The organism is Bifidobacterium sp. ESL0825, from assembly GCF_052606465.1.
The window spans coordinates 343,603-367,993 of sequence record NZ_CP199589.1; the positions used below are offsets into that span (position 1 = coordinate 343,603).

Genomic DNA, 24,391 nt, shown 5'->3' on the forward strand with positions numbered 1-24,391 from the left:
TCGCTCAGGCTTCAGGACTGCATGACCGCGTGGCGGACGTAGTCGGACATATCTCCGGGATCGATGCAGTCCTGGAAGCGCACAGGCGCGTTTTCCAGGGTGCGCAGAGCCTTGGGGGGCCTGGTGTTGGTGGACTCGGCCAGGATGTCCATGCAGTCGAAGTCGCTGTCCGGGGTCTCCAGGCCCAGGGATTGGCAGACCACCCGGGGGAACTTATAGGGGCTGGCCGTGGACAGCAGCACCCGGGGCACGGCAGGATCCCTGTCGGTCTGTCCGGTCATGACCTGGTAACCGCAGGCCGTGTGCGGATCGATCAGGTATCCCCGGTCCTCCCAGCAGTCGCTGATGGCTGATCCCACCTGGTCCTCGTCGGCCCAGCCGCAGGAGAAGAGCCCGCGGATTCTGGTCAGCAGGGCCTCAGGCACCTGGTAGCGTCCCTTGGACTCCAAATCGGCCATAAGCGAGGCAATCAGTTCGGTGTCGCCGCCGGCCATGTAGTAGAGCATCCGCTCCAGGTTGGAGGAGATCAGGATGTCCATGCTGGGGGAGGTGGTGGCGTAGAAGGGGCGGTTGCGGTCATAGACGCCAGTGGTCAGGAAGTCGTTGAGGACCCGGTTGCGGTCCGAGGCCACGGTCAGGCGGGCCACCGGAAGGCCCATCATCTTGGCGTAGTATCCGGCCAGCACATCGCCGAAGTTGCCGGTGGGCACGCAGAATTCGACCGGATCCCCAGGTCTGATCACTCCCCATTCCATTAGGGACCCGTAGGCCCGGAAGTAGTAGACGACCTGCGGGGCCAGGCGGCCCACATTGATGGAGTTGGCCGACGAGAGAACGGTTGAGGCCTTCTCGTCCAGCTCATGAGCCAGATCAGCGTCGGCGAAGATGGACTTGACTGCGGACTGGGCATCGTCGAAATTGCCCCGAACCGCGCAGACCTGCAGGTTGCCGCCCTCCTGGGTGACCATCTGCAGGCGTTGGATCTGACTGACCTTGCCCTGAGGATAGAAAACAGTGATGCCCGTGCCCGGCGCGTCTGCGAAACCGGCCAGCGCCGCCTTGCCTGTGTCTCCGGAGGTGGCCGTGAGCACCATGATCCGTTCGCCATCGTCCCCGGCCAGGGCCATCAGTCTCGGCAGGAGCTGCAGGGCCACATCCTTGAAGGCCGAGGTGGGCCCGCGGAAGAGCTCCAGTACGAAGTCGTTGCCGCCCAGGTCCACCAGAGGGGTGATTGCCGGATCGGACCACTGCTCTCCGTAGGCTGCGTCCAGGCAGGAGTCCAGCTGAGCGGAAGAGTAATCGCTCAGCAGTCTCGAAAGGACCAGTTTGGCCGTGCCCTTGTAGTCCAGGCCGGCAACGTCGGCAGGGTCGATGGTCAGTGCGTCCAGTCCATCGCTGACGTAGAGTCCGCCGTCAGGAGCCAGGCCTCGTCTGATGGCCTGCTTGGACTGCAGCTGCTCCTTGCCGCCTCTGGTGCTGTGGTATGTGCTCATGGTTGCCTGCCCCTCCGCCATGTCGCCGAACTGATCATTACCAGGGCATTCTACCCCGTGCAGGGGTCCGAACCATGGCCTTGCTCGGCTCGCGGAGGAAACTGTCTGTGGACGCCAGGGCCTGCCAGGGGTCGGCATGGCGTACAGTGTTGCCCACCAGCCCCTGTATCCGAGGCTGTACGTTACAGACAAAGGAGCGACCCATGGTCGAAGAGAACCCGGTACAGCAATCCTACGATGTCCTGAACTCTTCGATCTCGCAGGTGGATCCGGAGATCGCAGCACTGCTGGATGGAGAGTTGGAGCGCCAGCGCGGCGGTCTGGAGATGATCGCCTCTGAGAACTTCGTGCCCAAGGCTGTCTTGCAGGCCCAGGGATCCGTGCTGACCAACAAGTATGCCGAGGGCTATCCCGGCAAACGCTACTACGGCGGATGCGAGTGGGTGGACCAGGTCGAGAACCTGGCCCGGGACCGTGCCAAGGCCCTGTTCGGCGCCGAATATGCCAACGTCCAACCGCATTCGGGCGCCCAGGCCAACGCCGCCGTCTATCAGGCCCTGATCAAGCCCGGCGACACCGTGCTGGGCCTGGCCCTGGACCATGGCGGCCACCTGACACACGGCATGAAGATCAACTTCTCCGGACGCTTTTACCATGCTGAGTCCTACGGGGTCGATCCGGACACCTTCCGCATCGAGCCTGAGATCATCCGCCAGCGGGCCCTGGAGACCCATCCGGCCCTGATCATCGGCGGGTGGAGCGCCTATCCGCGCATTGAGGACTTTGCAGCCATGAAGGAGATCGCCGACGAGGTGGGGGCCAAGTTCTGGGTGGATATGGCCCACTTCGCCGGCATGGTTGCGGCCGGTCTGCATCCAAGCCCGGTGCCCTATGCCGATGTGGTCTCCTCCACAGCCCACAAGACCCTGGGCGGACCCAGGTCCGGGTTCATCCTGGCCCGTCAGGAGTATGCCAAGAAGCTCAACTCCTCGGTCTTCCCCGGCAACCAGGGCGGCCCGCTCATGCATGTGATCGCCGCCAAGGCTGTGGCCTTCAAGCTGGCCGGCACGCCTGAATTCAAGGAGCGGATGGAGCGCACTCTGGAGGGCGCCAAGATTCTGGCTGAGCGCCTGATGGCCAAGGACGTGGCCGACAACGGCATCACCGTGCTCACTGGAGGGACTGATGTCCACCTGGTCATGGTGGATCTGCGCAACAGCGAGATGGACGGCCGTCAGGGGGAGGACCTGCTGGCCAGGATCGGCATCACCGTCAACCGCAATACGGTCCCCTTCGATCCGCGTCCCGCCTCTGTGGCCTCCGGACTGCGCATCGGGACCTCCGCCCTGGCCACGCGCGGATTCGGCCCGGCCCAGTACGAGGAGGTGGCCGACGTGATCGGCACTGCGCTGGCCCAGGGTCCCCAGGCGGATCTGGATGCCCTCAAGGCCCGGGTGGACCGCCTGGTCGAGGCCTTCCCGCTCTATCCTGAGCTGGATCAGACCCACTGATCGGCCCTTGGAGGAGGCAGGCGCGGCAGTGCCCTCCCTCCTCCTGTCGTCATTGCCCTCGCTGAGGGTTACAATCGGTACAGAATATGGGTCTGGCAGACCCGTGAGGGCGAAAGGATCCGACGAACATGAGTGAAGACGAGAACTCCGATCGTCAGGATGTGTTCGATCGTGTCTGTGCCATGGCCGATGCGGCGGCTGCTGCACAGGCAGGCCTGGCAGGCATGAACGGCCAGGCCAGGAATGCCCTCTTGCTGGCCCTGGCCGATGCACTGATCGATCAGGCTGATCAGATTGCCGCAGTCAATGAGCAGGACTGCACCCAGGCTTTTGAAGAAGGAATGAGCGCCGGTCTGATAGACCGTCTGCGCTTGGACAAGGTTCGTATCGCGGACGCCGCCCGGGGCGTGCGCATGGTGGCGGGGCTGACCGATCCCCTGGGCGAGGTGGTTCGCGGCCATGACATGCCCAACGGCATGCGGCTCAATCAGGTGCGGGTTCCCCTGGGCGTGGTGGCCATGATTTACGAGGCCAGGCCCAACGTAACCATCGATGTGGTGGCCCTCTGCCTCAAGTCCGGCAATGCGGCCCTCCTGCGAGGGGGTCACGCGGCCCAGCGCACCAATCGCGCCCTGGTGGAGCTGATAGCCGGGGTCCTTCGTGAGCAGGGGCTGGATCCGGCTCTGGTGGCTTCCGTGGACCGATACGGTCGCGAGGGGGCCCAGGCTCTGATGAAGGCACGCGGCCATATCGATCTGCTGGTGCCCAGGGGCGGCCGAGGGCTGATCCGCAGCGTAATCGAGCAGGCCACTGTGCCCACCATCGAGACCGGGGCAGGCAATGTCCATATTTACGTGGACCGCTCAGTGGATATGGATCAGGCCATCCCCATCATCGTCAACGCCAAGACCCAGCGGGTGGGCGTCTGCAACGCCGCTGAAAAGCTGATCGTGCACAGGGATGTGGCCGCCGACTTCCTGCCCCGTGTGGCCCGAGCGCTGACGCAGGCCCAGGTCGAGCTGCACCTGGATGCGGTCTCCATGGACATCCTTGCCGGGCAGGGTCTGCCTGATGATCTGCTGGTTCGCGCTGAGGAAGCCGACTGGGACCGTGAGTATCTGGATCTGAAGATGGGGGTGCGTGTGGTCGACTCCCTGGATCAAGCCATCGATCACATCAACCGTCACTCCACCGGTCACACCGAGGCCATCCTGGCTCGGGACTACGAGGCCGTGGAGGAGTTCTCCCGTCGGGTGGATTCGGCCGTGATCATGGTCAATGCTTCGACCAGATTCACCGACGGCGGCATGTTCGGCATGGGCGCTGAGCTGGGCATCTCCACCCAGAAGCTGCATGCTCGAGGACCCATGGGTCTGCAGGAGCTGACCACTACCAAATGGATCGGTTACGGCAGGGGGCAGGTGCGGCCGTGAACGAGAAGATCGAAGAGCTCTTCCAGCGCGAGCACGACAATCCGCGCATCTGGCTGAGGGTGGCTTCAGAGCGGCTGAGCCTGCTGCGGTACGTCTTTCTGGTGCAAATCGAGGATGGCATCCCGGATGCAGACCAGCGCTCCTGCCTTGAGTACGCCGACGCTGTCCTGATTGGCTGGCCTGACGAGCATGCCGATGATGTGTACGACCTGGACCAGGACCAGCTCAATCAGGTCAGGCACAACATCACCGTCATGGAGGAGCGGGTGCCGGTCTTCCGCAAACAGGAGCAGGAGGGGCGCATCGCTGACCTGTCCGATTCATTGGTAGCTGTCACCGGATGCGTGGCTCAGGTTCGTCGGGCATACCAGCCGGGCTTCCCCCTGCCCACCTATTCCGAGATCCGCCGGGTGGTCCAGGAGGAGTGGAATGCCGATATGGAGCGGATTGATCCTGACCGGGTCAACCCCAGCGCCGAGCAGATGCGCCAGGAGGCCAAGTCAGAGAACGAGGAGAACGCCTCGGAAGCCAGACGGGAGGGCGAGCAGGGGTGAACCGGATGATGTCTGAACTGTCCAAGGAGGGGGAATCCGGGCAGGAGCCATCAGATATTGACGGATCCTGTAGGCCTTCTCACCATAACCGCCGACCCCGGGTGGGGATCATGGGCGGCACCTTCGACCCCATTCACAACGGCCACTTGGTGGCTGCCTCGGAGGTGGCCTGGGTCTACGACCTGGATGAGGTCATTTTTGTGCCTACCGGCCGTCCGGCCTTCAAGCTGAACAAGACGGTGACCAATGCTGAGGACCGCTATCTGATGACCGTGATCGCCACGGCCTCCAACCCCAAGTTCACCGTCTCCCGGGTGGACATTGAGCGTCCTGGCATCACCTACACCGTGGACACCTTGCGCGACATCAAGCGGATGCGTCCCGACAGCGACCTCTTCTTCATCACCGGGGCGGACGCTGTGGCCGAGATCATGCGTTGGAAGGATGCCAACCGGATGTGGGACCTGGCCAAGTTCGTCGCCGTCTCCAGGCCCGGCTACTCCTCCAGCCTGGACGACCTTCAGGTGCCTGCCCAGCGGGTGGATACCTTGGAGATTCCGGCCCTGTCCATCTCGTCCACAGATGTGCGCCGTCGTTCGGCCAGGGGCATGCCGGTCTGGTACCTGGTTCCGGACGGGGTGGTGCAGTACATCAACAAACACGGGCTCTACCGCTCGGCTTCCTGAGCTTCGCATGCTGTCGGACTCGCCAACACGGACAGCCCGGCTGTGTCAGCGCGCGCCATTATTATGGAGGCTGTCCGCTTCAGCGAAAACAACGTTTGGAGATATGGTGAGCGCGATACTCAAAGGCAGACCAGGAAAAAATCTCATACTTGTCACAGGCCGGGCCCATCCCAGACTCGCGGCGGACGTGGCCGATCAACTCGGCATCGACGTCCTGGAGACGACGGCATACGACTTTGCCAACGGCGAGATGTATGTGCGTTATACTGAGTCGGTGCGCGGTGCGGATGTCTTCGTCCTGCAGACCCACTCAGACCCGGTCAACAAGTCCATCATGGAACAGCTGATCATGATCGACGCCCTCAAGAGGGCCTCGGCGCGATCCATCACCGCGGTCTGCCCGCTCCTGGGCTACTCCCGTCAGGACAAGAAGCACCTGGGGCGCGAGCCCATCTCCTGCCGGCTCATGTTCGACCTGCTCAAGACGGCTGGCGCGGACCGGATCATGTCGGTTGACCTGCACGCCGCCCAGTCCCAGGGCTTCTTCGATGGGCCTGTGGACCATCTGATCGCCATGCCTGTGTTGGTGGACTATGTGCGCGACCGGATGGACCTGTCCAAGGTGGCCGTGGTCTCTCCAGATGCCGGCCGCATCCGGGTGGCCGAGCAGTGGGCCCAGCGCCTGGGAGGCGTTCCCCTGGCCTTCATCCACAAGACCCGTGACATCACCCAGCCCAACAAGGCTGTGGCCCATCGGGTGGTGGGCGACGTGCGTGGCCTGGACTGTGTGCTGGTGGACGACCTGATCGACACAGGCGGCACCATCACCGAGGCCTGCAACGTCCTGGAGGAGGCCGGCGCCAACTCCATCACCATCGTGGCCACTCATGGCGTCATGTCCGGGCCTGCCGTGGAACGGCTCAAGTCCTGCCAGGCCAAGGAGGTCATTGTCACCGATACGGTCCCCATTCCCCAGGAGAAGCGTTGGGATGGATTGACTGTGCTGTCCATCGCCCCTCTGCTGGCCTCGGCCATCAAGGCGGTCTTTGAGGATGGCTCGGTGGCCCGGCTCTTCGACACGTATCCGGCTCATCACGGCCAGGGCTTCCTCTTTGCCTAAAGCCCTGCCTGCCCGGCATGGCGTGGCGTAATCGTCCGGCTGTGGCATAATAAACCTGGCGGGGCCTCAAGGGTTCCGCCCTTCCCCCATGGTGTAAAGGCAGCACACGGGTCTTTGGAACCCTTAGTCTTGGTTCGAATCCAGGTGGGGGAGCTTACGCTCGCCGATTCCGGTCGGAGACGGCCTTGTTGGGGTCGGTGACCAACCGAAAGGAACTGTCTTGGCAGTCAAGAAGATCGAAACCTGGCTCACCGACATGGACGGCGTGCTGGTGCACGAGAACACGGCCCTGCCCGGAGCTGCCGAATTCATCGACACCCTCAAGCGCAACAACCGCCAGTATCTGGTGCTGACCAACAATCCCATCTACACCCCTCGTGACCTTTCGGCCCGCCTTGGCCGTTCGGGCATCGACGTGCCCGAGGATCGGATCTGGACCTCGGCCCTGGCCACCGCCGACTTCGTGTCCCGGACCATGCCGCGGGGATCGGCCTATGTGATTGGCGAGGCCGGGCTGACCACGGCCCTGCACGAGGCCGGATTCATTCTTTCCGACATCAACCCGGACTATGTAATCCTGGGCGAGACCCGGACATACTCCTTTGAGTCCATCACCACAGCCATCCGCCTGATCCTGGGAGGCGCCCGCTTCATCTGCACCAACCCGGACGCCACCGGCCCCAGCGAGAACGGCGTCCTGCCGGCAGCCGGCGCGGTGGCGGCCCTGGTGACCAAGGCCACCAACCGGGAGCCCTACTTCGTGGGCAAGCCCAACCCCATCATGTTCCGCACGGCCCTGAACAGGGTGGGCGGCCACTCCGAGACCACGGCCATGATCGGCGACCGGATGGACACCGACGTGGTGGCCGGAGTCGAGGCCGGTCTGAACACCTTCCTGGTGCTGACAGGCATCACCACACGTTCCGAGGTGGAAACCTTCCCCTACCGCCCTGACCAGGTGGTGGACTCCATTCAGGATCTGATCGACATCGCCGAGAGCGGGGTGGTGGAGTTTTGAGCGGCGGCAAGACGCTGACCGCTGGCATCATTCTGGCCGCAGGCGAGGGCACTCGCATGCATTCGGCTCATCCCAAGGTTCTGCACACCTTGGCCGGCAAGACCTTCCTGCAAAGGGTCATGACATCGGTGACCGCCCTGAATCCCGAGCTGACGGCCGTGGTGGTTCATCATCAGGCCGACCTGGTGGCGCAGGCTGCACGCTCTTACGATCCCCAGGTGCGCATCGTGCGTCAGGACAGCCGACCGGGCACGGGGCGTGCGGTCCAGTGCGCCGTGGATCAGCTGGATGGCGAGCTCCAGCACGACGGCCAGGTGCTGATCGTGGCCTCGGACATGCCCCTGCTGGACGCGGATACGCTGCAAAGCCTGCTTGACTATCATGTCAATTCCGGTGACGGGGCCACCGTGCTGACGGTCAATCTGGACGACCCCACCGGATACGGCCGCATCATTCGTGACCAGGATGGACGGGTCCTGCGCATCGTCGAACAACGGGATGCCACCGGCACCGAGCTGGCCGTCAAGGAGGTCAACACCTCCGTTTACGTCTTCGAGGCTGATCTGCTTCGACAGGCGGTTCGTGGTCTGGACGACAGCAATGCCCAGGGGGAGTTCTATCTGACCGACGCCCTGGAGACGGCCCGTCGCCTGGGCCGGGTCGGGGCTTTCGCCGCTCCTGATCCACTCAAGGTGGAGGGTGTCAACGACAGGATCCAGTTGGCTGATCTGGCCAAGGCCCATAACCTGCGGGTCTGCCAAGAGTTCATGCGCCAGGGGGTGACCATCCTGGACCCGTCCACCACCTGGATCGAGGACGACGTGGTCATCCAGCAGGATGCCGTCATTCTGCCCGGATGCTTCCTGCAGGGTCATACCGAGATCGCCTCGGACGCGGTCATCGGCCCCTATACCACACTGATCGACGCCATCGTCGAGCCGCAGGCCAGGGTGGAGCGTTCCCGCGTGCAGGAGACCCGGATCGGAGCCAGGGCCAACATCGGCCCATGGACCTATCTGAGGGCCGGCAACGTCCTTGCCGAGGACACCAAGGCCGGGGCCTTCGTGGAGATGAAGAAGGCCACCATCGACCACGGGACCAAGGTGCCCCACCTTTCCTATGTGGGTGATGCCCACATAGGCCACGACAGCAACGTGGGCGGCGGATCCATCACGGCCAATTACGACGGCGTGCACAAGAACCGCACCGAGATCGGGTCGGAGGTGCACGTGGGCGCAGGAAACCTCTTCGTGGCCCCCGTCCAGGTGGGCGACGGGGTCACGACCGGCGCCGGATCGGTCATCCGTCATCCGGTCGAGGACGGAGCCATGGTCTACTCCACCAATGACCAGCATCAGGTTCCGGACTGGAAGCCTGCCTGGGAGCGGTAATCTTGGGAGCATCGGCTTCACAACAAGGAAAGGCGTGACAAGTGCCAGCATTGCAGGAATCCATCGACGCGGTCCGGGTGGCCGCTCGGGCTGCCAACGATGTCAAGGCCATGGACATCGTGGCCTTCGACGTCTCCCGGCCCATAGCCATCACCGACATCTTCATGGTGGCCACCGGCAGCAACGAACGTCAGGTCCTGGCCATCGCCGAGGAGGTGGAGAAGCAGCTCCATCTGCAGAAGAATCTGGATCCCCGCTCGCGGGAGGGCGTCCAGGAGGCCCAGTGGGTTCTGCTGGACTACGGTGATTTTGTCATCCACATCATGCACAAGCAGGCCCGGGCCTACTATGACCTGGAACGGCTGTGGAAGGACTGCCCTCAGGTGGACCTGCAGCTGGAGCACCCCTTCACCCTTGCCGATGACGACCAGGACAGCCGACTGGCCTCCAAGGCTGATGATTTGAATGGGGATGATCTGCGCAGCCGTTTCGCCGACCCTCAGGAAAGCCATGACTGACTCGGTTGCCACCGTCGAGGACGGACGGCATGTGCGCTCCATGACCGTGGTTCGTCATGGGCAGACCTCATATAATGCGAAGCACCGGATGCAGGGCCAGATCGATATTCCCCTCAACAGCGTGGGCCGCTGGCAGGTGGAGAGGGCTGCCGAGGAGCTCCGGGCTGAGTACGTGGATGGCGCTCCTCAAGACCGTCACCTGCTGGTGGTCTCCTCTGACCTGGGCAGGGCTGCCGCCACCGCCCATGCCTTTGCCGACCCCCTGGGCCAGACGGTCCATCTTGATCCAGGTCTGCGCGAACGCAGCTTTGGCGAGTGGGAGGGAGCCAGCGCCGAGGAGGTTCGCCAACGCTGGCCCGAGGACTACGAATCCTGGTCCCGAGGCACCGGGGGAGAGCTGCTGCACGGTGCCGAGACCAAGGCCCAGGTAGGCAAACGAGGCTTGGAAACCCTGAACCGTTGGATCCACCGGGCTGGTTCGGATACGGATCTCATGGTCTTCTCCCATGGGTCCTTCATAGCCCAGGCCCTCCAGGCTCTGCTGGGCATGGCCAGTGAATATCCCGAATACCTGGGTCTGGTCACCATGCGCAATGCCCACTGGGCGCGATTGATGCCACGAGACCTGCCAGACGGCGGTCTGCGCTGGTCCATGATCGACTACAATCGCGGTCCTGCCATCGCCATGCGGGGGGACTGGGACAACCCCCGAGGGCTGGTTCAGACCGACTGACCATCACAGGATCGCCATGACGACCAGCTACCATAAGAGCGCAGCAACCAGCCGTTGGATCAAAAGGGGTCGGAGTGAAGCAGTTCTTTCATGACATTTCCTGGGCGCAGATCGTCGCCGGCGCTCTTGCAGCCATGACCTCCTTCTGGCTGGCCGCCAAGATCGGCGTGGCGGGATCCATCATCGGCGTAGCCATCGGTTCCATCGTCTCTGCTGTGGCCTCGCAGATCTACAAGAATGTCTTGGAAGCCTCTGGTCAGAAGCTGCAGGAGTCCGTGGTTGGCGGTGCCGACCAGGATGATGACGATTCCAAGACGGATACGGAAGGCGATTCAGCCGCTGATGGGCAGACCAGGGTCTTGCCGGCACAGGGGAAAGGCGCTTGGGACGATTCCAGCGGTGCTGCCGACGGGTCCACCCAGGTCATGGCGCCGGTTGATGGATCCACCCAGGTCATGCCTCCTGTCGGTGGCGAGAAGACGGCAGCCAAGACCGGCAGAACCATTTCGTCCAACAATGGTCCTCGGGCCCACGCGGCCCCCATCGCGGCAACGAGCAAAAAGAAACTGGATCAGCGCCGCCGCAACGTCATCATCGTCTCCGTGGTCAGCGCTCTGGTGGCCGTGCTGCTGTCCGCCCTGGCCATCAATGCCCTGACCAAAGGCGAAGGCACCGACAAGGTGGTCCGCAACGTGGTCAGCCCTTCGACCAGCCAGGTAACCCCCAGCCATGAGGAAGAGACCCCCTCCAAGCCTGCACAGCGTACTGAGCAGCCTGAAGACCAGGCGACCCCGGGTGCCCCCCAGAATCAGCCTTCGGGAACGAATCAGCACCAAGGCAACGAACAGGGATCCGGGCAAGGTCAACAGCAGGGAGGGAACCCCACGAGCTCGCCTTCGCCGTCTGCCGATGCGACAGGCTCCACGCCCAGCCCCTCAAGTACGGCTTCCACACCCCAGTCGTCGCCGACGAGCACGACCAATTCCTTGCCTCATAACTGACCGGTTGCACGGCGCGGCACACCCATCCCACCATGTAATGTGACTAGGGTCACTTTCAGACGGGCCAAGAGGCTCGTCACTAAGGACCTGGTCCCGAAGGCGGGATCAGCGATGAGAAAGGTGTATGTATGCGCAAGGTTCTGTGCTCTCCCGGCTCCTATGTTCAGCAGGAGGGCGCCATGGGAAAGCTGGCTGGAGAATACGCGGCTCTGGGCACCAAGGGCGCCCATCTGATCGTCGACCCGGTCATCGACGGGCTCTACCACAACGACATTGTCGCCTCCTTTGAGCACGATGGGATCCCCTACGAACTGATGAAATTCGGCGGCGAGTGCTCCATGGAGGAAATCGACCGCCATCGTGCCCATTTGGGCGACAGCGACGCGGTGATCGGCATCGGCGGCGGCAAGACCTTGGATACCGCCAAGGCTGTGGCCCACTTCGCCCACCTGCCGGTCATGATTGTGCCCACGGCAGCCTCCTCGGATGCGCCCTGCTCAAGGCTGTCCGTGCTCTACACGCCCGAGGGCGTCTTTGACCGTTACCTGCCCCTGCCTGCCAACCCCAATGTGGTCCTGATGGATACCGACGTGATCGCCAAGGCACCGGTGCGCTTCCTGGTATCAGGACTGGGCGATGCCTTCGCCACCTACTATGAGGCAGCCGCCTGCGTGCAGTCGAACGCGGTGACCATGACCGGAGGCCACGCCACCATGGCTGCCTTCGCCCTGGCCCGTCTCTGCCGTGACACGCTGCTGGAGGACGGGGTCAAGGCCGTGGCCGCCGCCAAGGCCGGTGTGCGCACAGCCGCCCTGGAGAAGATCATCGAGGCCAACACCCTGCTGAGCGGCCTGGGCTTCGAGAGCTCCGGACTGGCTGCAGCCCACGCCATCCATGACGGGATGACCGCCCTGGAGGGCACCCACTCCATGCTGCACGGCGAGAAAGTGGCCTTCGGCACCCTGGCCCAGCTGGTCCTTGAGGATCGGCCCCTGGAGGAGACCCGCCGGGTCTACGACTTCTTCCGCAGCGTGGGTCTGCCCACCTCCCTGGAGCAGATCGGCATCGGCCAGGCCAGCGAGGAGGATCTGCTCAAGGTCGGCGAGCACGCCTGCGGCCCTGACGAGACCATGGGCAACATGCCATTCGAGGTGACCCCGACCGATGTGGCTCACGCCCTGCGCGCAGCCGATCAGCTGGGCAAGCAGCTCTGATACGCCATTCTCTGGTCCCTCGTTGAGAGGCCAAGCGGCCGTCGGCATGAAGTCGGCGGCCGCCTTTGTTTCCTCCGGTTTTGCTCCGGTCATCATTGCAGGGAGCTGGCGGCCTTTCGTATGGCTTCTTCACTTGGGCATGTGGCTGGACCCCGCTGGGTAGTGGAAAGTGCTCCTGCACAGTTGGCCAGCACCAGGGCCTCCTCAATGGGCAGACCTTGGAAGATGCCCGCGCAGAGGACACCCGAGTGTGCATCGCCTGCACCGTTGGTGTCTATGGCATGGACCTGCGGGGTGGGAATGTACTGGCTCTGCATTGCATCCTTGGGCTGGCAGTACCAGGCACCGCGGGCGCCGGCTCTGAGAACCACCGGACTGTCCAGTCTCAACGAAAGCGAGCGGCAGAGGGATTCCAACTCAGTAACGTCGCCAGTTTCGGGTTGGCACCCCAGACGTTTCGCCAGGATTGGTCCCTCGCGTTCGTTGAGGGACCAGATAGGATGCAGACCGTTGACCGCATCAAGTACATCCAATGCAATATCGGCCACCATGGGTCCCAGGTCGAAGAGCACCGAAAATCCTTCGCCCTGGTGTTTCTCGGCAAAACCGAGCAGGCTTCGGGTGTTGTCCTTGTGGCAGAAGGAATACCCACTCAGGTAGATGACATCACCGGGAACCAGATTCATGCTTTCGTAGGTGCCCTCCGGTACCCGGGTCTCTGCGCCCCTCGCCGATACAAAGGTGCGTTCACCCGAGGGTTCGATCATGGCTACCGAGTATCCGGTGTCACAGTTATCCAGCACAGGCCCTTGTGCGGGAACCTGCAGGGCAGCAAGGGCTCCACGGGCCATGTCCGCCATCGGACCTGTGCCGATCGCCCCCATGTAGGCTATGGGTGCCCCCATCCGCCTGGCTGCCTGGATCACGTTGTATCCGCCGCCGACCTTTATGGCGGTTCGCCTGGCGAAAATGTCCCCTCCGCGTTCCGGGAGGTGGTCGATGTTCATGCTCAGGTCAATCACCACCTGACCGAGATGAAGGATGCTGGGTTCAGTCATTACCGCTGCTCCTCATCGCCACGGAGTCCTTGGAGAGGAGGTGCAAAATGGCATAGAGGATTCCTCCCAGCAGGAGGGATACCAGCCATGCCAGGCCGTTCCTGCCCAGGAAGCTGCCGGCCAGCGGTCCTGAGAACCAGACCTCGTTCTTGGAGACCTGGGCCGTCACGAACAGGAAGCCGACGACTATCCCCACCAGCCAGCTGACGATGGCCGGGAGGTTGATGCCGTGCCAGTACCAGTATGGGGAATCGGCTTGAAGATTCAGCAGGCCGTCCGAATCGTAGCGCTTGCGGAAGATCATATCTGACAGGAAGATGCCTGCCCAGGTGCTCAGCGGCACTGCCAAGAGGGAGATGAAGGTGACGAAGGGGCCGTAGAATCCGTCGGAGCCCAGCGTGAAGTACAGGGCTCCGCAGGTGGTCACCACCACATCGACGACGACCGCATATACGCGGGGAATTCTGATGCCCAGGGTGATGGTGGTCAGGCCGGCCGAATATACGGACAGGTTGTTTGACATGAGCAACCCAGCGAAGGCGGCAATCAGATAGGGGATCGAAACCCAGGCGGGCAGGGCGCTTCGAACCGCGGCGACCGGATCAGCGGCGGAGGCAATGGTGGAGTTGCCTGCTGTCAGGACCGATCCCAGTCCGATAACCACGACCAGGGGGATGCCGGCGCCGGCTGCTGCAGTCAGGATCAGAGAGCCGGATTTTACCGAGGTCTTTTGGTAGCGGGCCATGTCTGCGCCGGAATTGACCCAGCCGATGCCCGTCCCTGCGGCTATGGTGCCGACTCCGATAAGGAAGGCGCTGGCTGACCCGGGGGCATTGCCGATGAAGGAGGACCAGTCGACGGTCGTGGCCAGATAGATGGCTACCAAGAGGGTAAGGGCTCCGAATATCCAGGTGGCCCACTTCTGCACAGTGAGGATGAAGGCGTGGCCTGCGGCCGAGACCACCACGGTCAAGGCTACGAAGACGGCAATACAGACGAAGGTCAGGAAGGGGGAGCGCTTGGCATCAGCTGATGTGCCGAAGATGATGGCGATCAGGGAGAGCAGGGCAAAAGCGCCAGTCATCGTGTTCACCGTCTCCCAGCCCAGCCTGGATAGCAGAGCCACCAGTGTGGGGCCCGCATTGCCTCTGACGCCGAAAATGGCTCGGGACAGGGTCAGCGTGGGGGGCGCCGCCTCTTTTGCCGGCTATGGAAATGATGCCGACCAGTGCGAAGGATCCGAAGGCTCCGATGGTCGTGGCGAGCACGGCCTGCCAGAGGTTGAGGCCCTGGGCAATCAGGGTAGCTCCCAGAGGGATTCCCAGGATCGAGATGTTGGCGGCGAACCAGACCCAGAAGAGCTGACCGGGCGACCCGTTCCTCTGATCCTCGGGCACGGGTTCGATGCCCCTTTGCTCAACTCTGGAGAGGATGGTGCCCTCTTTTGGTGCAGTTGACATGGATTGTCTCCTTTGACTCACGATGTACTGGATGCAGCGATGGATTGTCTGGTCAGGCCTGTGGTGTGGTCTGGGTGGACCCCATGATCTCGGGGTTGACTGGATTTTATATTCTTGTATTCCTGAAGGATTCTGTCGTATCCGTTTTGCGCTTTACCTTAGGGTAATCAGGCCACGGGCAGTTTTCTGCAGGTCAAGGTGAGATACCGAAGCCACCTGGGAGCAGAGTGCAGGGTCGAACACCTCGGGGCCGGTGCATGCGCCGGCCATGGCGCCGGTCATGGCAGCGATGGTGTCCGTATCGCCGCCCAGGTTGACTGCGACGAATAGAGCCGATTGGGGATCGTCGGCGAATCTCCAGGCCAGGGCAAAAGCGGCTGCCACAGACTCATTGGCCTCCACCGAAGTGCCGCAGTCTTCGATGAGGTGGCGTTCGAAGTCGTCCTCATCGCTGAATTCTTCGGACACTTGTATTGCCTGGCGGGCCCGAGCGGGAACCGATGCCTTGGGTGTCCAGGCTCCGGCGGTTTCCATGGCGGGTACCAGGCGCAAGGACTCACTCAGTGCCTGGCGAACGGTCATTCCTTCAAGTCCCAGACTGACTGTCGTAGCGATCAGCGCTGCGCTTTGAAAGCCTGTGACCGTGTCGTGGGTGACCTGGCAGGACTCGTAGATGCGATTGGCCAGCCGTCTGGTGTCTGCGGGCCTGTTGGCTATCCCTACCGGGGCGACTCGCATGGCCGCCCCATTGGTGGTGCCGGTCCTTCCTGTTGTCATGATGTCCGCGCCATGGCGAACCTGTTCCAGGGCCAGCTTGGTGGATGGCCCGAGCAGGTCGAGTGATCCGCGTGACTTCATGCCGTCCTCCCAGGCCAGAAGGCGCTTAGCGAACTCTTTGGGATCGATGTGTCCTCTGCCCTCGATGATCAGCTCTGCGACAATCAGTGCCTGCTCGGTGTCATCGGTCACAGATCCCGCAGGCATACCTGGAGCGATCGGCTGATCCGCAATAGCATCACGAAGGGTGTCAACCCTGCCGTAGGCCTCATGGATGGCTGCTGGACTCATGCTCTGCGTGGGCATGCCCAGCGCATCTCCCAAGGACAGCCCAGTAAGTGCGCCCAGTGCGCCCTTTTCAGTTCTGGTCATTGTTGTGCAAGCCTCCAGAGTCGTTGCGATGAGCCCATGAATCTGTTTGCAGATAGACTGCGACATCCTTAATCAGAATAATTGTAAGGCCCTTGGAGGTTTGTCGGCACAAAGGTTGTGGCAGGCATGATTCACAATGAAGAATGGGAGTCTGAGCGAGCTCTGCCCTGTTAGGTGGGAGATAAAAACAATGCTGGTTAGTCGAGGTTAAAGATTTGATTGAGGTGTGGGTTCTATAGATTGCCGACAGTGATTGGCGAAGATTATCCCTTGATGCCGTACGGAGTTTGTCGGGGTGTCCTAATCTTGGCTTCGGCATGGGTGGGCTATAGGAACTAAACGCGTTGTTTATGTTGGGGGTTTGGCCTTGTGGCTGTAAGCGTGTTGGGTGGTTGTTAATAGGTCGGGTTGTTAATAGGGGTCTTGCAGGGGTGCCCGTTCCTGTTCGATTGGGGAATGAGAACCAGATCGAAGAGGGCCAGGCATTGCCCCATATGCCATGGGCGGATGCGCAAGCATGGGCGCAACAGATCAGGCACGCAGCGCTGGATGTGTCCTCCTGCTCGATCACGTCCACCGCGCGCAGGCAGGACCAATCGGGCCCGCGCCGCGCAGTTGAGGGAGTTCCTGGACTGGCTGCTGACGGGCAGGGCCGGGAACAGATGGGGGCCATGGGCGCCAGGGCCTGGCGTAAACGGGTCGGCTGGTGCTGGAACATCAAGCCGGCAATCACACCGGACGGGGTGGTCCATCACACGCTCATGGCCGACGGCACGTATGTGGCACACGGCTGGTGCCTCCTGATAGCGATCGACGGGCAGACGGGCCAGGTCATCGACTGGCAGTGGTGCCATCAGGAGAACACGGCGGCCTGCACGGCCCTGTTCTCCCGCATCCCCGGGCCCGACGTGCTCATCGCCGACGGCCTTCGCGGCGTGCAGAAAGCCTGCCATGCCTGCTGGCCGGGCACGCGCATCCGACGCTGCCTGGTGCACGTGCAACGCAACACCAAAACCGACCTGACACTCAAACCACGACTTCAGGCCGGCAAGGAACTCAAGCGACTCTCCGACCAGCTCACCCGGGCCCATGCCATCGAGGAAGCGGTGCGTTGGGGTGAGGCCTTGAACGCCTGGCACGAAAGATGGAAAACCCTCATCGACGAACGCACCATGGCCAAGGACGACCCAGCCAACCCCAAAGCCAGCCACCAATCCTGGTGGTGCACCCACCAGGAACTCCGCCGCTGCTACCGCAGGCTCGAACACCTCTTCCAAGACAGGCCGCTCTTCGCCTTCCTGGAACCCGAACTCACCGCCGGCGGGCCAGTGGAACGCACCACCAACCGGCCGGAAGGAGGAGTCAACTCACCCATCAAACGCACCCTCCTGCAACACCACGGCCTACCCGAGAGCCACATGAGACGCGCCTGCGAATGGCACTGCTACATGAAAACCGACAACCCCGACCCCGCCAGCCTGATCAGGGACGAACACCACCAGCCACAACCAGCACCCAAACGGGAAACCAGACAGGAACAGGACGAGCCCGAACACTACGGCACCGCCATCAACTGGAACGAGTTCCACACACCAGTCAGATACCCCAACACCAAACTCTGACCAACACACAACCAAACCCACACACAGAACCTAAAACAACGCGTTTAGTTCCTATAGGCCCATTTAAATCAGTTGAGTCAACATTGTTGTATAGGATATGCCCCGAATCCGGCCTATAAAAAGCCTCCAATAGGGAAAGCAGCGTAGTTTTACCTGAACCCGACGAGCCCACGATGACGGTTCTTTGGTGTGGGACTGCGCTAAAACTAATGTTCTGCAGAGTGGTATTTCGTTCATCATCTTTGTCCGCTGTATTGTAAGAAAAGCATACATCTTTGAACTCCAGCGTAATGTTGGCTGTATCAAACGAGGAATGCCCATCTGGGGAAAGCATATTGCTCGAACTTACGGTTTCGCTTTTATCGCGCAAAGATTCAATGTCTTCTATTCTCCTGAGTGGTCCTAAAGCTTTGAAAGCCGTGGTTATAGATGAGGAAAAGGAGCTTAGCGAAGAAACAACCATAGTCAAATACATTGAAAAGGAGATGAAATTAGAAATATCAAGATCCCCTTTCGCTATTTCCGCGCCGCCAAAGGAAAAAACGATTAGTAAGGTCAGCTGTATGGCGCAGTTCACAATGGACCGAATGATTGTTTCCTTGTTGGCCACTTTTACTGTTGCCCGATACACTTCTTCTGCGGTACCGACTACTCTTTTCGTTTCAGGCACTGTTGCCATAAAGGCCTTAATTGTGCGAATTCCAGCTAATGATCGCAGTATGGCATTAGACAGTCTTGCTGTCTTAGCTTGTACCAGTTCGGTATAGGCCTGCAGACGAGAAGAAGCAGCAATCATCAACAGAATGGATGTGCACGAAGTTATAAGTGCCACGGCAAAGAGTCTGGTATCAATGAACAGCATAGCGACAGCTGATCCGCAAGCTGTTAACAGATTCGCGGCCACTTTAAAGAAGTCTGATGACAGGGCTGAGCGTAACTCATTAGTATCTGAGATGACAGTTGAGACATAGTCACCCGACTCCCTCTTATCATACTCTTGTACCGGCAGGCCGAGGATACAGGTAATGAGATTGCTACGTTTATCGAAAACTATTTTCGCCGCAAGGCGGTTTGCCATATTGGATCCCAAACCATCCAGGACGATGCCTGCTACAAACAAAAGCGCCAAGACTGCAATTGGTCTCACCAACTTCTGACTCTGTTCTATGGCGTGTAGAAGATAATTGACACACAGAGGTTGTAGTAACGCCAGACCTGAAGACACTATGCCCACAGACATCACAACAACAGTGATAGCTGTGTGCGGTTTCAATAGTCTGAATACATTAAAAATTGTGGTTTTTTGACGTTGCTGAGTTTGCATAGTTGACATGATTTCCGCTATTCGCCTATGGCTGTTTGGACGGTTTCAATTGCCGATCGCTTCAAACTAGAACGTGCAGAGAAAAATGTGGAAAGTGTTCCCGCGGCGATAATGGGCACAGCAAGGATAATGAAGAACTTCCAGGGGAAGACCACTACAAAGAGATTCTTGGAAAGAGGGAGGAATGTCACAGCGGTGAAAACTCCGACGAGCAAGGTGGCCCCCGCAGAGATAAGGATACCGGTGGTCACGAGGATGAAACCATCCAAGGCCGATATGGCAAGTAGCTGTCCGGGCACAGCGCCCGCGATGGAGATAAGGGCCAGATCAAGGTTGCGTTCCTTGGCAGAGATGGCGAAACTGGCGACCGCACCGATTACAGCAATGAGCAAGGCCGACCACAGGCTGGACATAAGCTCTATCGGTGTGGCTGATCCCATGTCTTTCAACTGGGGAAAGCCACTTATGGCAGCAGTACTGGTTTGACCTGTGATTAACAATCCACCGAGCAGGAACAGGCAAGCAGTCAGTGAGATGATGGTGGAGCCGAATGCCTTCCCGCGACTTCTCACAATGGCTTGTGCCCGTGCGATCTTCCAGACATCGGATTGCACAGGAACCAGATTCGTCCATGTTTTGGTGGCCCATTGGATGATGGGTCCTCCAGAATAGGCCAGAGCGACCAGAAACAGCAGTATCGCGATGATCGGGCCTAATGACATGGGTTGCATGATGATGCCCAATTGGGTCTTACTCAGAGTTTTGGGGTCGTTCAACACCAGGATGACGGCAGCGACAGCCGGTGCCAGCAGGGCGATGAAACCACCGATAATAAGGAATCTCCTCAGACCGCGCCCAGCTCTCGTGACGTGGACTTCCTCAGTTCCTGAACCTCTCAGCAGCTCAACCGGAAGCACTTTCCTCAAAGCACGCAGAGTAAAGAGAGCACCCAACAAAGCCACAATGAAACCGACTGCAAGCCCCCTCAAAGCAAAGTCTAAGAAACCCTGCCAAGTAAAAGTGATAAGCGGCGGTAACAGCACGGCCTCCAACTGGAACTTTAGAATCCGTGGGGCAAGAATTGGCGCCAGCGCCATACCAACGATGGAGGAGATCAGAGTCAGCACGAACACCTGCACCATGGTGAGGGTCAGCACCTGCCTAGGTGTGGCACCAAGCAGGGACAACAATGCAAGTCCCTTCCGCCGCTGCCTTATGGAAGCCTGAATCGTCACCATAATGACCAGGCAACCCAGGACCATTGCTATCTGGTAGACCGAGTCCACGTTAGTGCTGAGATGGTGAGATACCACACCCACTTCCCCCGGGGAATCATGTTTGAGATCATTGATTCCCTTGCATACACTCATGGCGCACAGAATCGTCTGCGTGACCACAAGCACAAGAAACACACCGGCCCAGATTCCTCTATTGGCTTTCAGATCATTCAACGCCCACTTCATGACTTACACCTTTCACGCCGCATCGCCATACAGAATCAGGGCAATAACTACGCTTGCTCTTCCACATTCCCTGATGCGACAAATCCGCCATCACTCATGGTGTATACGACGTCGCATTGCCGGGCCAGGCGGAGATCGTGTGTGACCACGACCACGCATTTACCGGGTCGATGGGAGAAGTCCCGCAACTGCGAGAAAACCAACTGTCCGGACTTCTGGTCAAGAGCACCTGTCGGCTCATCGGCGAACACAACATCGGGATCCGCGACCAAGGTGCGAATCAAGGATACCCGCTGCTGCTCACCACCTGAGAGCGAACTAGCTGCGTCATTGTCGTGCCCGCTCAAGTGGAACTTATCCATGAGGGCATCGATGCTTCCTTGATCGACCTTGCGATGGCTGAGAGTCAAGGGGAGCAGGATATTGTCACGAACGGTCATGGACGGGACAAGATTGTAGGACTGAAACACAAACCCGATATGCGATCTGCGAAACAAAGCCAAGTTACGCTGGTTCTTCTTAGTTAGTTCCTCACCCAGCACCCACACATTTCCTTGAGATGGCTGTTCAAGACCAGAAAGGCAATATAGCAAGGTGCTCTTACCACATCCAGAGGGCCCTGTAATTGCGGTCATGGCACCACCAGCAGCAACAAAAGAAAGATCATTGAATACCACAGTGGGAGTCCCGTCACCCGAGACGAAATTCTTACTTAGCTGTTCAGCTACTACCACACCATCACGCATAATATTAACCTTCATGGTACTGAGATCAGAGTATCGCCAGACCTCATGCGATTATAAAGCCCCACGACAACGAGTACTGAATCGGACATTTCTATTGAAACAAACGCCCCATATCTGAAAAAGATAGGTCCGTTATTGTACCTTAAATCACTGAGGATATAAGGTCCTGGTTCACCGCCTATTGCTTCCTCTAGTTTGAGGGTTAATCTTTCAAGATGCTCATCAGAAAAGGGATATATGGTTATGAATTTTCCACTAGAGCTGCGTCCTGCATATTTGGTATTGGAGGATCGGTACTGTTGTTTATCCCTGAGATATTTGAACATAACATGCTCTGAAATACAGATTTTAGAAACTTTTTCTAAAACTGATTGTGCATTGTCAAGGGAAGCCGTCACATGAATTTTCCATCCGTGGGTCCTCATTATGCAAGCAGTCGGCTGCATATATGTCTATACTTCGGATTTATTTGAAGCCCATCCTATCGGACAGTCAGGTTCAGGATCCCATGACTCTTCGGCATGTGCCATGAGACTACGGCTATCGACAAAGAAAGGAGATCCTGGGTGCGTCGCCCGCATGTATACAGCTTCCCCAATCATTGCGTCTCCCATCGTTGCGGACTATGCTTTGTAGTAATATTATCAGAACCCGGTTCAGTGTCAACTTCTGTTTTAACTCGCTTCTTGAATATTAATAACTTGCTCATTGCCTTTGATAGCTAAGTACCCATACGTCGCCTTTTAAGATGGCAACTTTCCTTTGAGTAGAGATGGACCTTCAATTGCTGCATCCAATGATGTCAAGACACCAAGCCGTTTGCATAGCAAACTTTTCCCAGCGTCTATACTTACCTGATCCTCCCCCGTGGCTTCCATTCTGAATGATATTAACGACTGCGTCTGCACCGATTTCCTGGAGCAGTGACACCCACTTCAGAGATTCTGGGCTATAGGAACTAAACGCGTTGTTTATGTTGGGGGTTTGGCCTTGTGGCTGTAAGCGTGTTGGGTGGTTGTTAATAGGTCGGGTTGTTAATAGGGGTCTTGCAGGGGTGCCCGTTCCTGTTCGATTGGGGAATGAGAACCAGATCGAAGAGGGCCAGGCATTGCCCCATATGCCATGGGCGGATGCGCAAGCATGGGCGCAACAGATCAGGCACGCAGCGCTGGATGTGTCCTCCTGCTCGATCGCGTCCACCGCGCGCAGGCAGGACCGGGCCCGCGCCGCGCAGTTGAGGGAGTTCCTGGACTGGCTGCTGACGGGCAGGAGCCGGGAACAGATGGGGGCCATGGGCGCCAGGGCCTGGCGTAAACGGGTCGGCTGGTGCTGGAACATCAAGCCGGCAATCACACCGGACGGGGTGGTCCATCACACGCTCATGGCCGACGGCACGTATGTGGCACACGGCTGGTGCCTCCTGATAGCGATCGACGGGCAGACGGGCCAGGTCATCGACTGGCAGTGGTGCCATCAGGAGAACACGGCGGCCTGCACGGCCCTGTTCTCCCGCATCCCCGGGCCCGACGTGCTCATCGCCGACGGCCTTCGCGGCGTGCAGAAAGCCTGCCATGCCTGCTGGCCGGGCACGCGCATCCGACGCTGCCTGGTGCACGTGCAACGCAACACCAAAACCGACCTGACACTCAAACCACGACTTCAGGCCGGCAAGGAACTCAAGCGACTCTCCGACCAGCTCACCCGGGTCCATGCCATCGAGGAAGCGGTGCGTTGGGGTGAGGCCTTGAACGCCTGGCACGAAAGATGGAAAACCCTCATCGACGAACGCACCATGGCCAAGGACGACCCAGCCAACCCCAAAGCCAGCCACCAATCCTGGTGGTGGACCCACCAGGAACTCCGCCGCTGCTACCGCAGGCTCGAACACCTCTTCCAAGACAGGCCGCTCTTCGCCTTCCTGGAACCCGAACTCACCGCCGGCGGGCCAGTGGAACGCACCACCAACCGGCCGGAAGGAGGAGTCAACTCACCCATCAAACGCACCCTCCTGCAACACCACGGCCTACCCGAGAGCCACATGAGACGCGCCTGCGAATGGCACTGCTACATGAAAACCGACAACCCCGACCCCGCCAGCCTGATCAGGGACGAACACCACCAGCCACAACCAGCACCCAAACGGGAAACCAGACAGGAACAGGACGAGCCCGAACACTACGGCACCGCCATCAACTGGAACGAGTTCCACACACCAGTCAGATACCCCAACACCAAACTCTGACCAACACACAACCAAACCCACACACAGAACCTAAAACAACGCGTTTAGTTCCTATAGCCCCTGATGCCGGAGAGACCGTTCTGTATCAGCATAGAGGCTAGATTGGCTGAGCTCTGATAAGGATGCGAAGGGTAAGGAATACGAGCGGTGTCCATCTCAGTTACACCCCTTTAGATAAAACAGTGCCGCCCTAGTGTGCATATCATATAAATATGATAGAGGCAGTGGCGGCTTCTAACAAGCTTTAATATACTCGGGATATCAGTTAGAAAGCTTCATCAAGATAAAGCTTCACAATATAAACACATTTCTTATCGGATGGTCTTTCTTCTATCATGAGCTACTGCAGATCACCCTTCAATCGGCAAACATAAAACTGGTCGGCTCGGCCGGGGTTGTGGTCATCGGCGGCTGCGCCTTGATGTCTGGCCGCCGCTGTCGCACGCCTGCGGCGTGCTGCTGAAGGGGTTGGGAATGTGGTGTTTGTGCCGCCCCCTTCCATTCTGGCCCGGGCCGCTGCGACTCAAGCCCCGAGCGTCTCCGCCCACACCCCGCTCCGGCCGAGGGGGCCGAACAGCATGCCCCCTCGGCCTCCGGGGGAGTGTTCGGATCCACGCGGGGGCTTGACTCTCCGCTATACCCGGGCCGCCATTCC

General features: G+C 59.8%; 21 protein-coding genes, 1 tRNA gene and 2 pseudogenes. 15 read left to right on the forward strand and 9 right to left on the reverse strand.

Annotation, left to right across the window (positions count from 1 at the left end):
- Positions 1 to 11 precede the first annotated feature (11 nt).
- Positions 12 to 1,493 (reverse strand): threonine synthase, encoded by a 1,482-nt coding sequence (gene thrC, locus ACUIAG_RS01330; protein ID WP_445339917.1) that lies wholly within the window; start codon positions 1,491 to 1,493, stop codon positions 12 to 14.
- A gap of 203 nt (positions 1,494 to 1,696) precedes the next feature.
- On the opposite strand from thrC, the gene glyA reads away from it, so the two are divergent.
- The 12 genes from glyA to ACUIAG_RS01390 all read left to right on the forward strand — a co-directional run bounded on the left by glyA (position 1,697) and on the right by ACUIAG_RS01390 (position 12,672).
- Entirely contained in the window at positions 1,697 to 3,004 is a 1,308-nt protein-coding gene (gene glyA, locus ACUIAG_RS01335; protein WP_024627946.1) for a serine hydroxymethyltransferase, read from the forward strand.
- A gap of 128 nt (positions 3,005 to 3,132) precedes the next feature.
- The gene (locus tag ACUIAG_RS01340; RefSeq protein WP_445339918.1) at positions 3,133 to 4,437 is read left to right on the forward strand and encodes a glutamate-5-semialdehyde dehydrogenase; all 1,305 of its coding nucleotides are present in this window, start codon (positions 3,133 to 3,135) and stop codon (positions 4,435 to 4,437) included.
- Positions 4,434 to 4,991, forward strand: coding sequence for a hypothetical protein (locus tag ACUIAG_RS01345; RefSeq protein WP_034525012.1), 558 nt, complete (start codon positions 4,434 to 4,436; stop codon positions 4,989 to 4,991). The genes ACUIAG_RS01340 and ACUIAG_RS01345 overlap by 4 nt, the downstream gene beginning before the upstream one ends.
- A gap of 5 nt (positions 4,992 to 4,996) precedes the next feature.
- On the forward strand, positions 4,997 to 5,677 hold the full coding sequence (nadD, locus tag ACUIAG_RS01350; RefSeq protein ID WP_101432243.1) for a nicotinate-nucleotide adenylyltransferase: 681 nt from the start codon (positions 4,997 to 4,999) through the stop codon (positions 5,675 to 5,677).
- 103 nt (positions 5,678 to 5,780) lie between these two features.
- Positions 5,781 to 6,797, forward strand: a complete 1,017-nt coding sequence (locus ACUIAG_RS01355) for a ribose-phosphate diphosphokinase (protein ID WP_045924211.1) — start codon at positions 5,781 to 5,783, stop codon at positions 6,795 to 6,797.
- Between the two features lie 82 nt (positions 6,798 to 6,879).
- Positions 6,880 to 6,950 (forward strand) — tRNA-Gln (locus ACUIAG_RS01360).
- Between the two features lie 67 nt (positions 6,951 to 7,017).
- On the forward strand, positions 7,018 to 7,815 hold the full coding sequence (locus ACUIAG_RS01365) for an HAD-IIA family hydrolase (RefSeq protein WP_015021717.1): 798 nt from the start codon (positions 7,018 to 7,020) through the stop codon (positions 7,813 to 7,815).
- Positions 7,816 to 7,829: 14 nt separating this feature from the next.
- Positions 7,830 to 9,206, forward strand: coding sequence for a bifunctional UDP-N-acetylglucosamine diphosphorylase/glucosamine-1-phosphate N-acetyltransferase GlmU (glmU, locus tag ACUIAG_RS01370; RefSeq protein WP_445340348.1), 1,377 nt, complete (start codon positions 7,830 to 7,832; stop codon positions 9,204 to 9,206).
- A 41-nt stretch (positions 9,207 to 9,247) separates the two neighbouring features.
- The gene (rsfS, locus tag ACUIAG_RS01375) at positions 9,248 to 9,724 is read left to right on the forward strand and encodes a ribosome silencing factor (RefSeq protein WP_313842243.1); all 477 of its coding nucleotides are present in this window, start codon (positions 9,248 to 9,250) and stop codon (positions 9,722 to 9,724) included.
- A complete protein-coding gene (locus tag ACUIAG_RS01380) occupies positions 9,717 to 10,457 on the forward strand; it encodes a histidine phosphatase family protein (protein WP_445339919.1) in 741 nt (246 codons plus the stop codon). The genes rsfS and ACUIAG_RS01380 overlap by 8 nt, the downstream gene beginning before the upstream one ends.
- Positions 10,458 to 10,531: 74 nt before the next feature.
- The gene (locus tag ACUIAG_RS01385) at positions 10,532 to 11,458 is read left to right on the forward strand and encodes a hypothetical protein (protein ID WP_445339920.1); all 927 of its coding nucleotides are present in this window, start codon (positions 10,532 to 10,534) and stop codon (positions 11,456 to 11,458) included.
- 128 nt (positions 11,459 to 11,586) lie between these two features.
- On the forward strand, positions 11,587 to 12,672 hold the full coding sequence (locus tag ACUIAG_RS01390) for a glycerol dehydrogenase (protein WP_445339921.1): 1,086 nt from the start codon (positions 11,587 to 11,589) through the stop codon (positions 12,670 to 12,672).
- 92 nt (positions 12,673 to 12,764) lie between these two features.
- On the opposite strand, the gene ACUIAG_RS01395 is transcribed toward ACUIAG_RS01390, so the two are convergent.
- The 4 genes from ACUIAG_RS01395 to ACUIAG_RS01410 all read right to left on the reverse strand — a co-directional run bounded on the left by ACUIAG_RS01395 (position 12,765) and on the right by ACUIAG_RS01410 (position 16,339).
- Positions 12,765 to 13,730: a PfkB family carbohydrate kinase gene (locus ACUIAG_RS01395; RefSeq protein ID WP_045924215.1), complete on the reverse strand. Its 966-nt coding sequence runs from the start codon at positions 13,728 to 13,730 to the stop codon at positions 12,765 to 12,767.
- On the reverse strand, positions 13,723 to 14,856 hold the full coding sequence (locus ACUIAG_RS01400) for a purine-cytosine permease family protein (RefSeq protein ID WP_445339922.1): 1,134 nt from the start codon (positions 14,854 to 14,856) through the stop codon (positions 13,723 to 13,725). The genes ACUIAG_RS01395 and ACUIAG_RS01400 overlap by 8 nt, the downstream gene beginning before the upstream one ends.
- Complete coding sequence (locus ACUIAG_RS01405; protein ID WP_445339923.1) at positions 14,756 to 15,190, reverse strand: cytosine permease; 435 nt, start codon at positions 15,188 to 15,190, stop codon at positions 14,756 to 14,758. Before ACUIAG_RS01405 ends, ACUIAG_RS01400 begins: the two co-directional genes overlap by 101 nt.
- A 153-nt stretch (positions 15,191 to 15,343) precedes the next feature.
- Positions 15,344 to 16,339: an ADP-ribosylglycohydrolase family protein gene (locus ACUIAG_RS01410; RefSeq protein WP_445339924.1), complete on the reverse strand. Its 996-nt coding sequence runs from the start codon at positions 16,337 to 16,339 to the stop codon at positions 15,344 to 15,346.
- 456 nt (positions 16,340 to 16,795) lie between these two features.
- Between ACUIAG_RS01410 and ACUIAG_RS01415 the strand changes: the two are divergent.
- Positions 16,796 to 16,864 (forward strand): annotated as a pseudogene (locus tag ACUIAG_RS01415) (hypothetical protein); the annotation flags it as partial.
- Positions 16,834 to 17,961: an IS1249 family transposase gene (locus ACUIAG_RS01420; protein ID WP_445339925.1), complete on the forward strand. Its 1,128-nt coding sequence runs from the start codon at positions 16,834 to 16,836 to the stop codon at positions 17,959 to 17,961. The pseudogene ACUIAG_RS01415 and the gene ACUIAG_RS01420, both read left to right, overlap by 31 nt.
- Here ACUIAG_RS01420 and ACUIAG_RS01425 read toward each other — a convergent pair.
- From ACUIAG_RS01425 to ACUIAG_RS01440, 4 genes are read right to left on the reverse strand one after another with little or no spacing between them, the layout of a single operon-like run.
- The gene (locus ACUIAG_RS01425) at positions 17,936 to 19,285 is read right to left on the reverse strand and encodes an ABC transporter ATP-binding protein (protein WP_181415147.1); all 1,350 of its coding nucleotides are present in this window, start codon (positions 19,283 to 19,285) and stop codon (positions 17,936 to 17,938) included. The genes ACUIAG_RS01420 and ACUIAG_RS01425 overlap by 26 nt on opposite strands.
- Positions 19,286 to 19,302: 17 nt before the next feature.
- Positions 19,303 to 20,748, reverse strand: a complete 1,446-nt coding sequence (locus ACUIAG_RS01430; RefSeq protein ID WP_045924218.1) for an FtsX-like permease family protein — start codon at positions 20,746 to 20,748, stop codon at positions 19,303 to 19,305.
- A 47-nt stretch (positions 20,749 to 20,795) separates the two neighbouring features.
- Positions 20,796 to 21,494 (reverse strand): ABC transporter ATP-binding protein, encoded by a 699-nt coding sequence (locus ACUIAG_RS01435; RefSeq protein WP_045924347.1) that lies wholly within the window; start codon positions 21,492 to 21,494, stop codon positions 20,796 to 20,798.
- 11 nt (positions 21,495 to 21,505) lie between these two features.
- Positions 21,506 to 21,940, reverse strand: a complete 435-nt coding sequence (locus tag ACUIAG_RS01440) for a class III lanthionine synthetase LanKC N-terminal domain-containing protein (RefSeq protein ID WP_445339926.1) — start codon at positions 21,938 to 21,940, stop codon at positions 21,506 to 21,508.
- 633 nt (positions 21,941 to 22,573) lie between these two features.
- On the opposite strand from ACUIAG_RS01440, the pseudogene ACUIAG_RS01445 reads away from it, so the two are divergent.
- Positions 22,574 to 23,736: pseudogene (locus ACUIAG_RS01445) on the forward strand (IS1249 family transposase).
- The last annotated feature ends 655 nt before the right edge of the window (positions 23,737 to 24,391 follow it).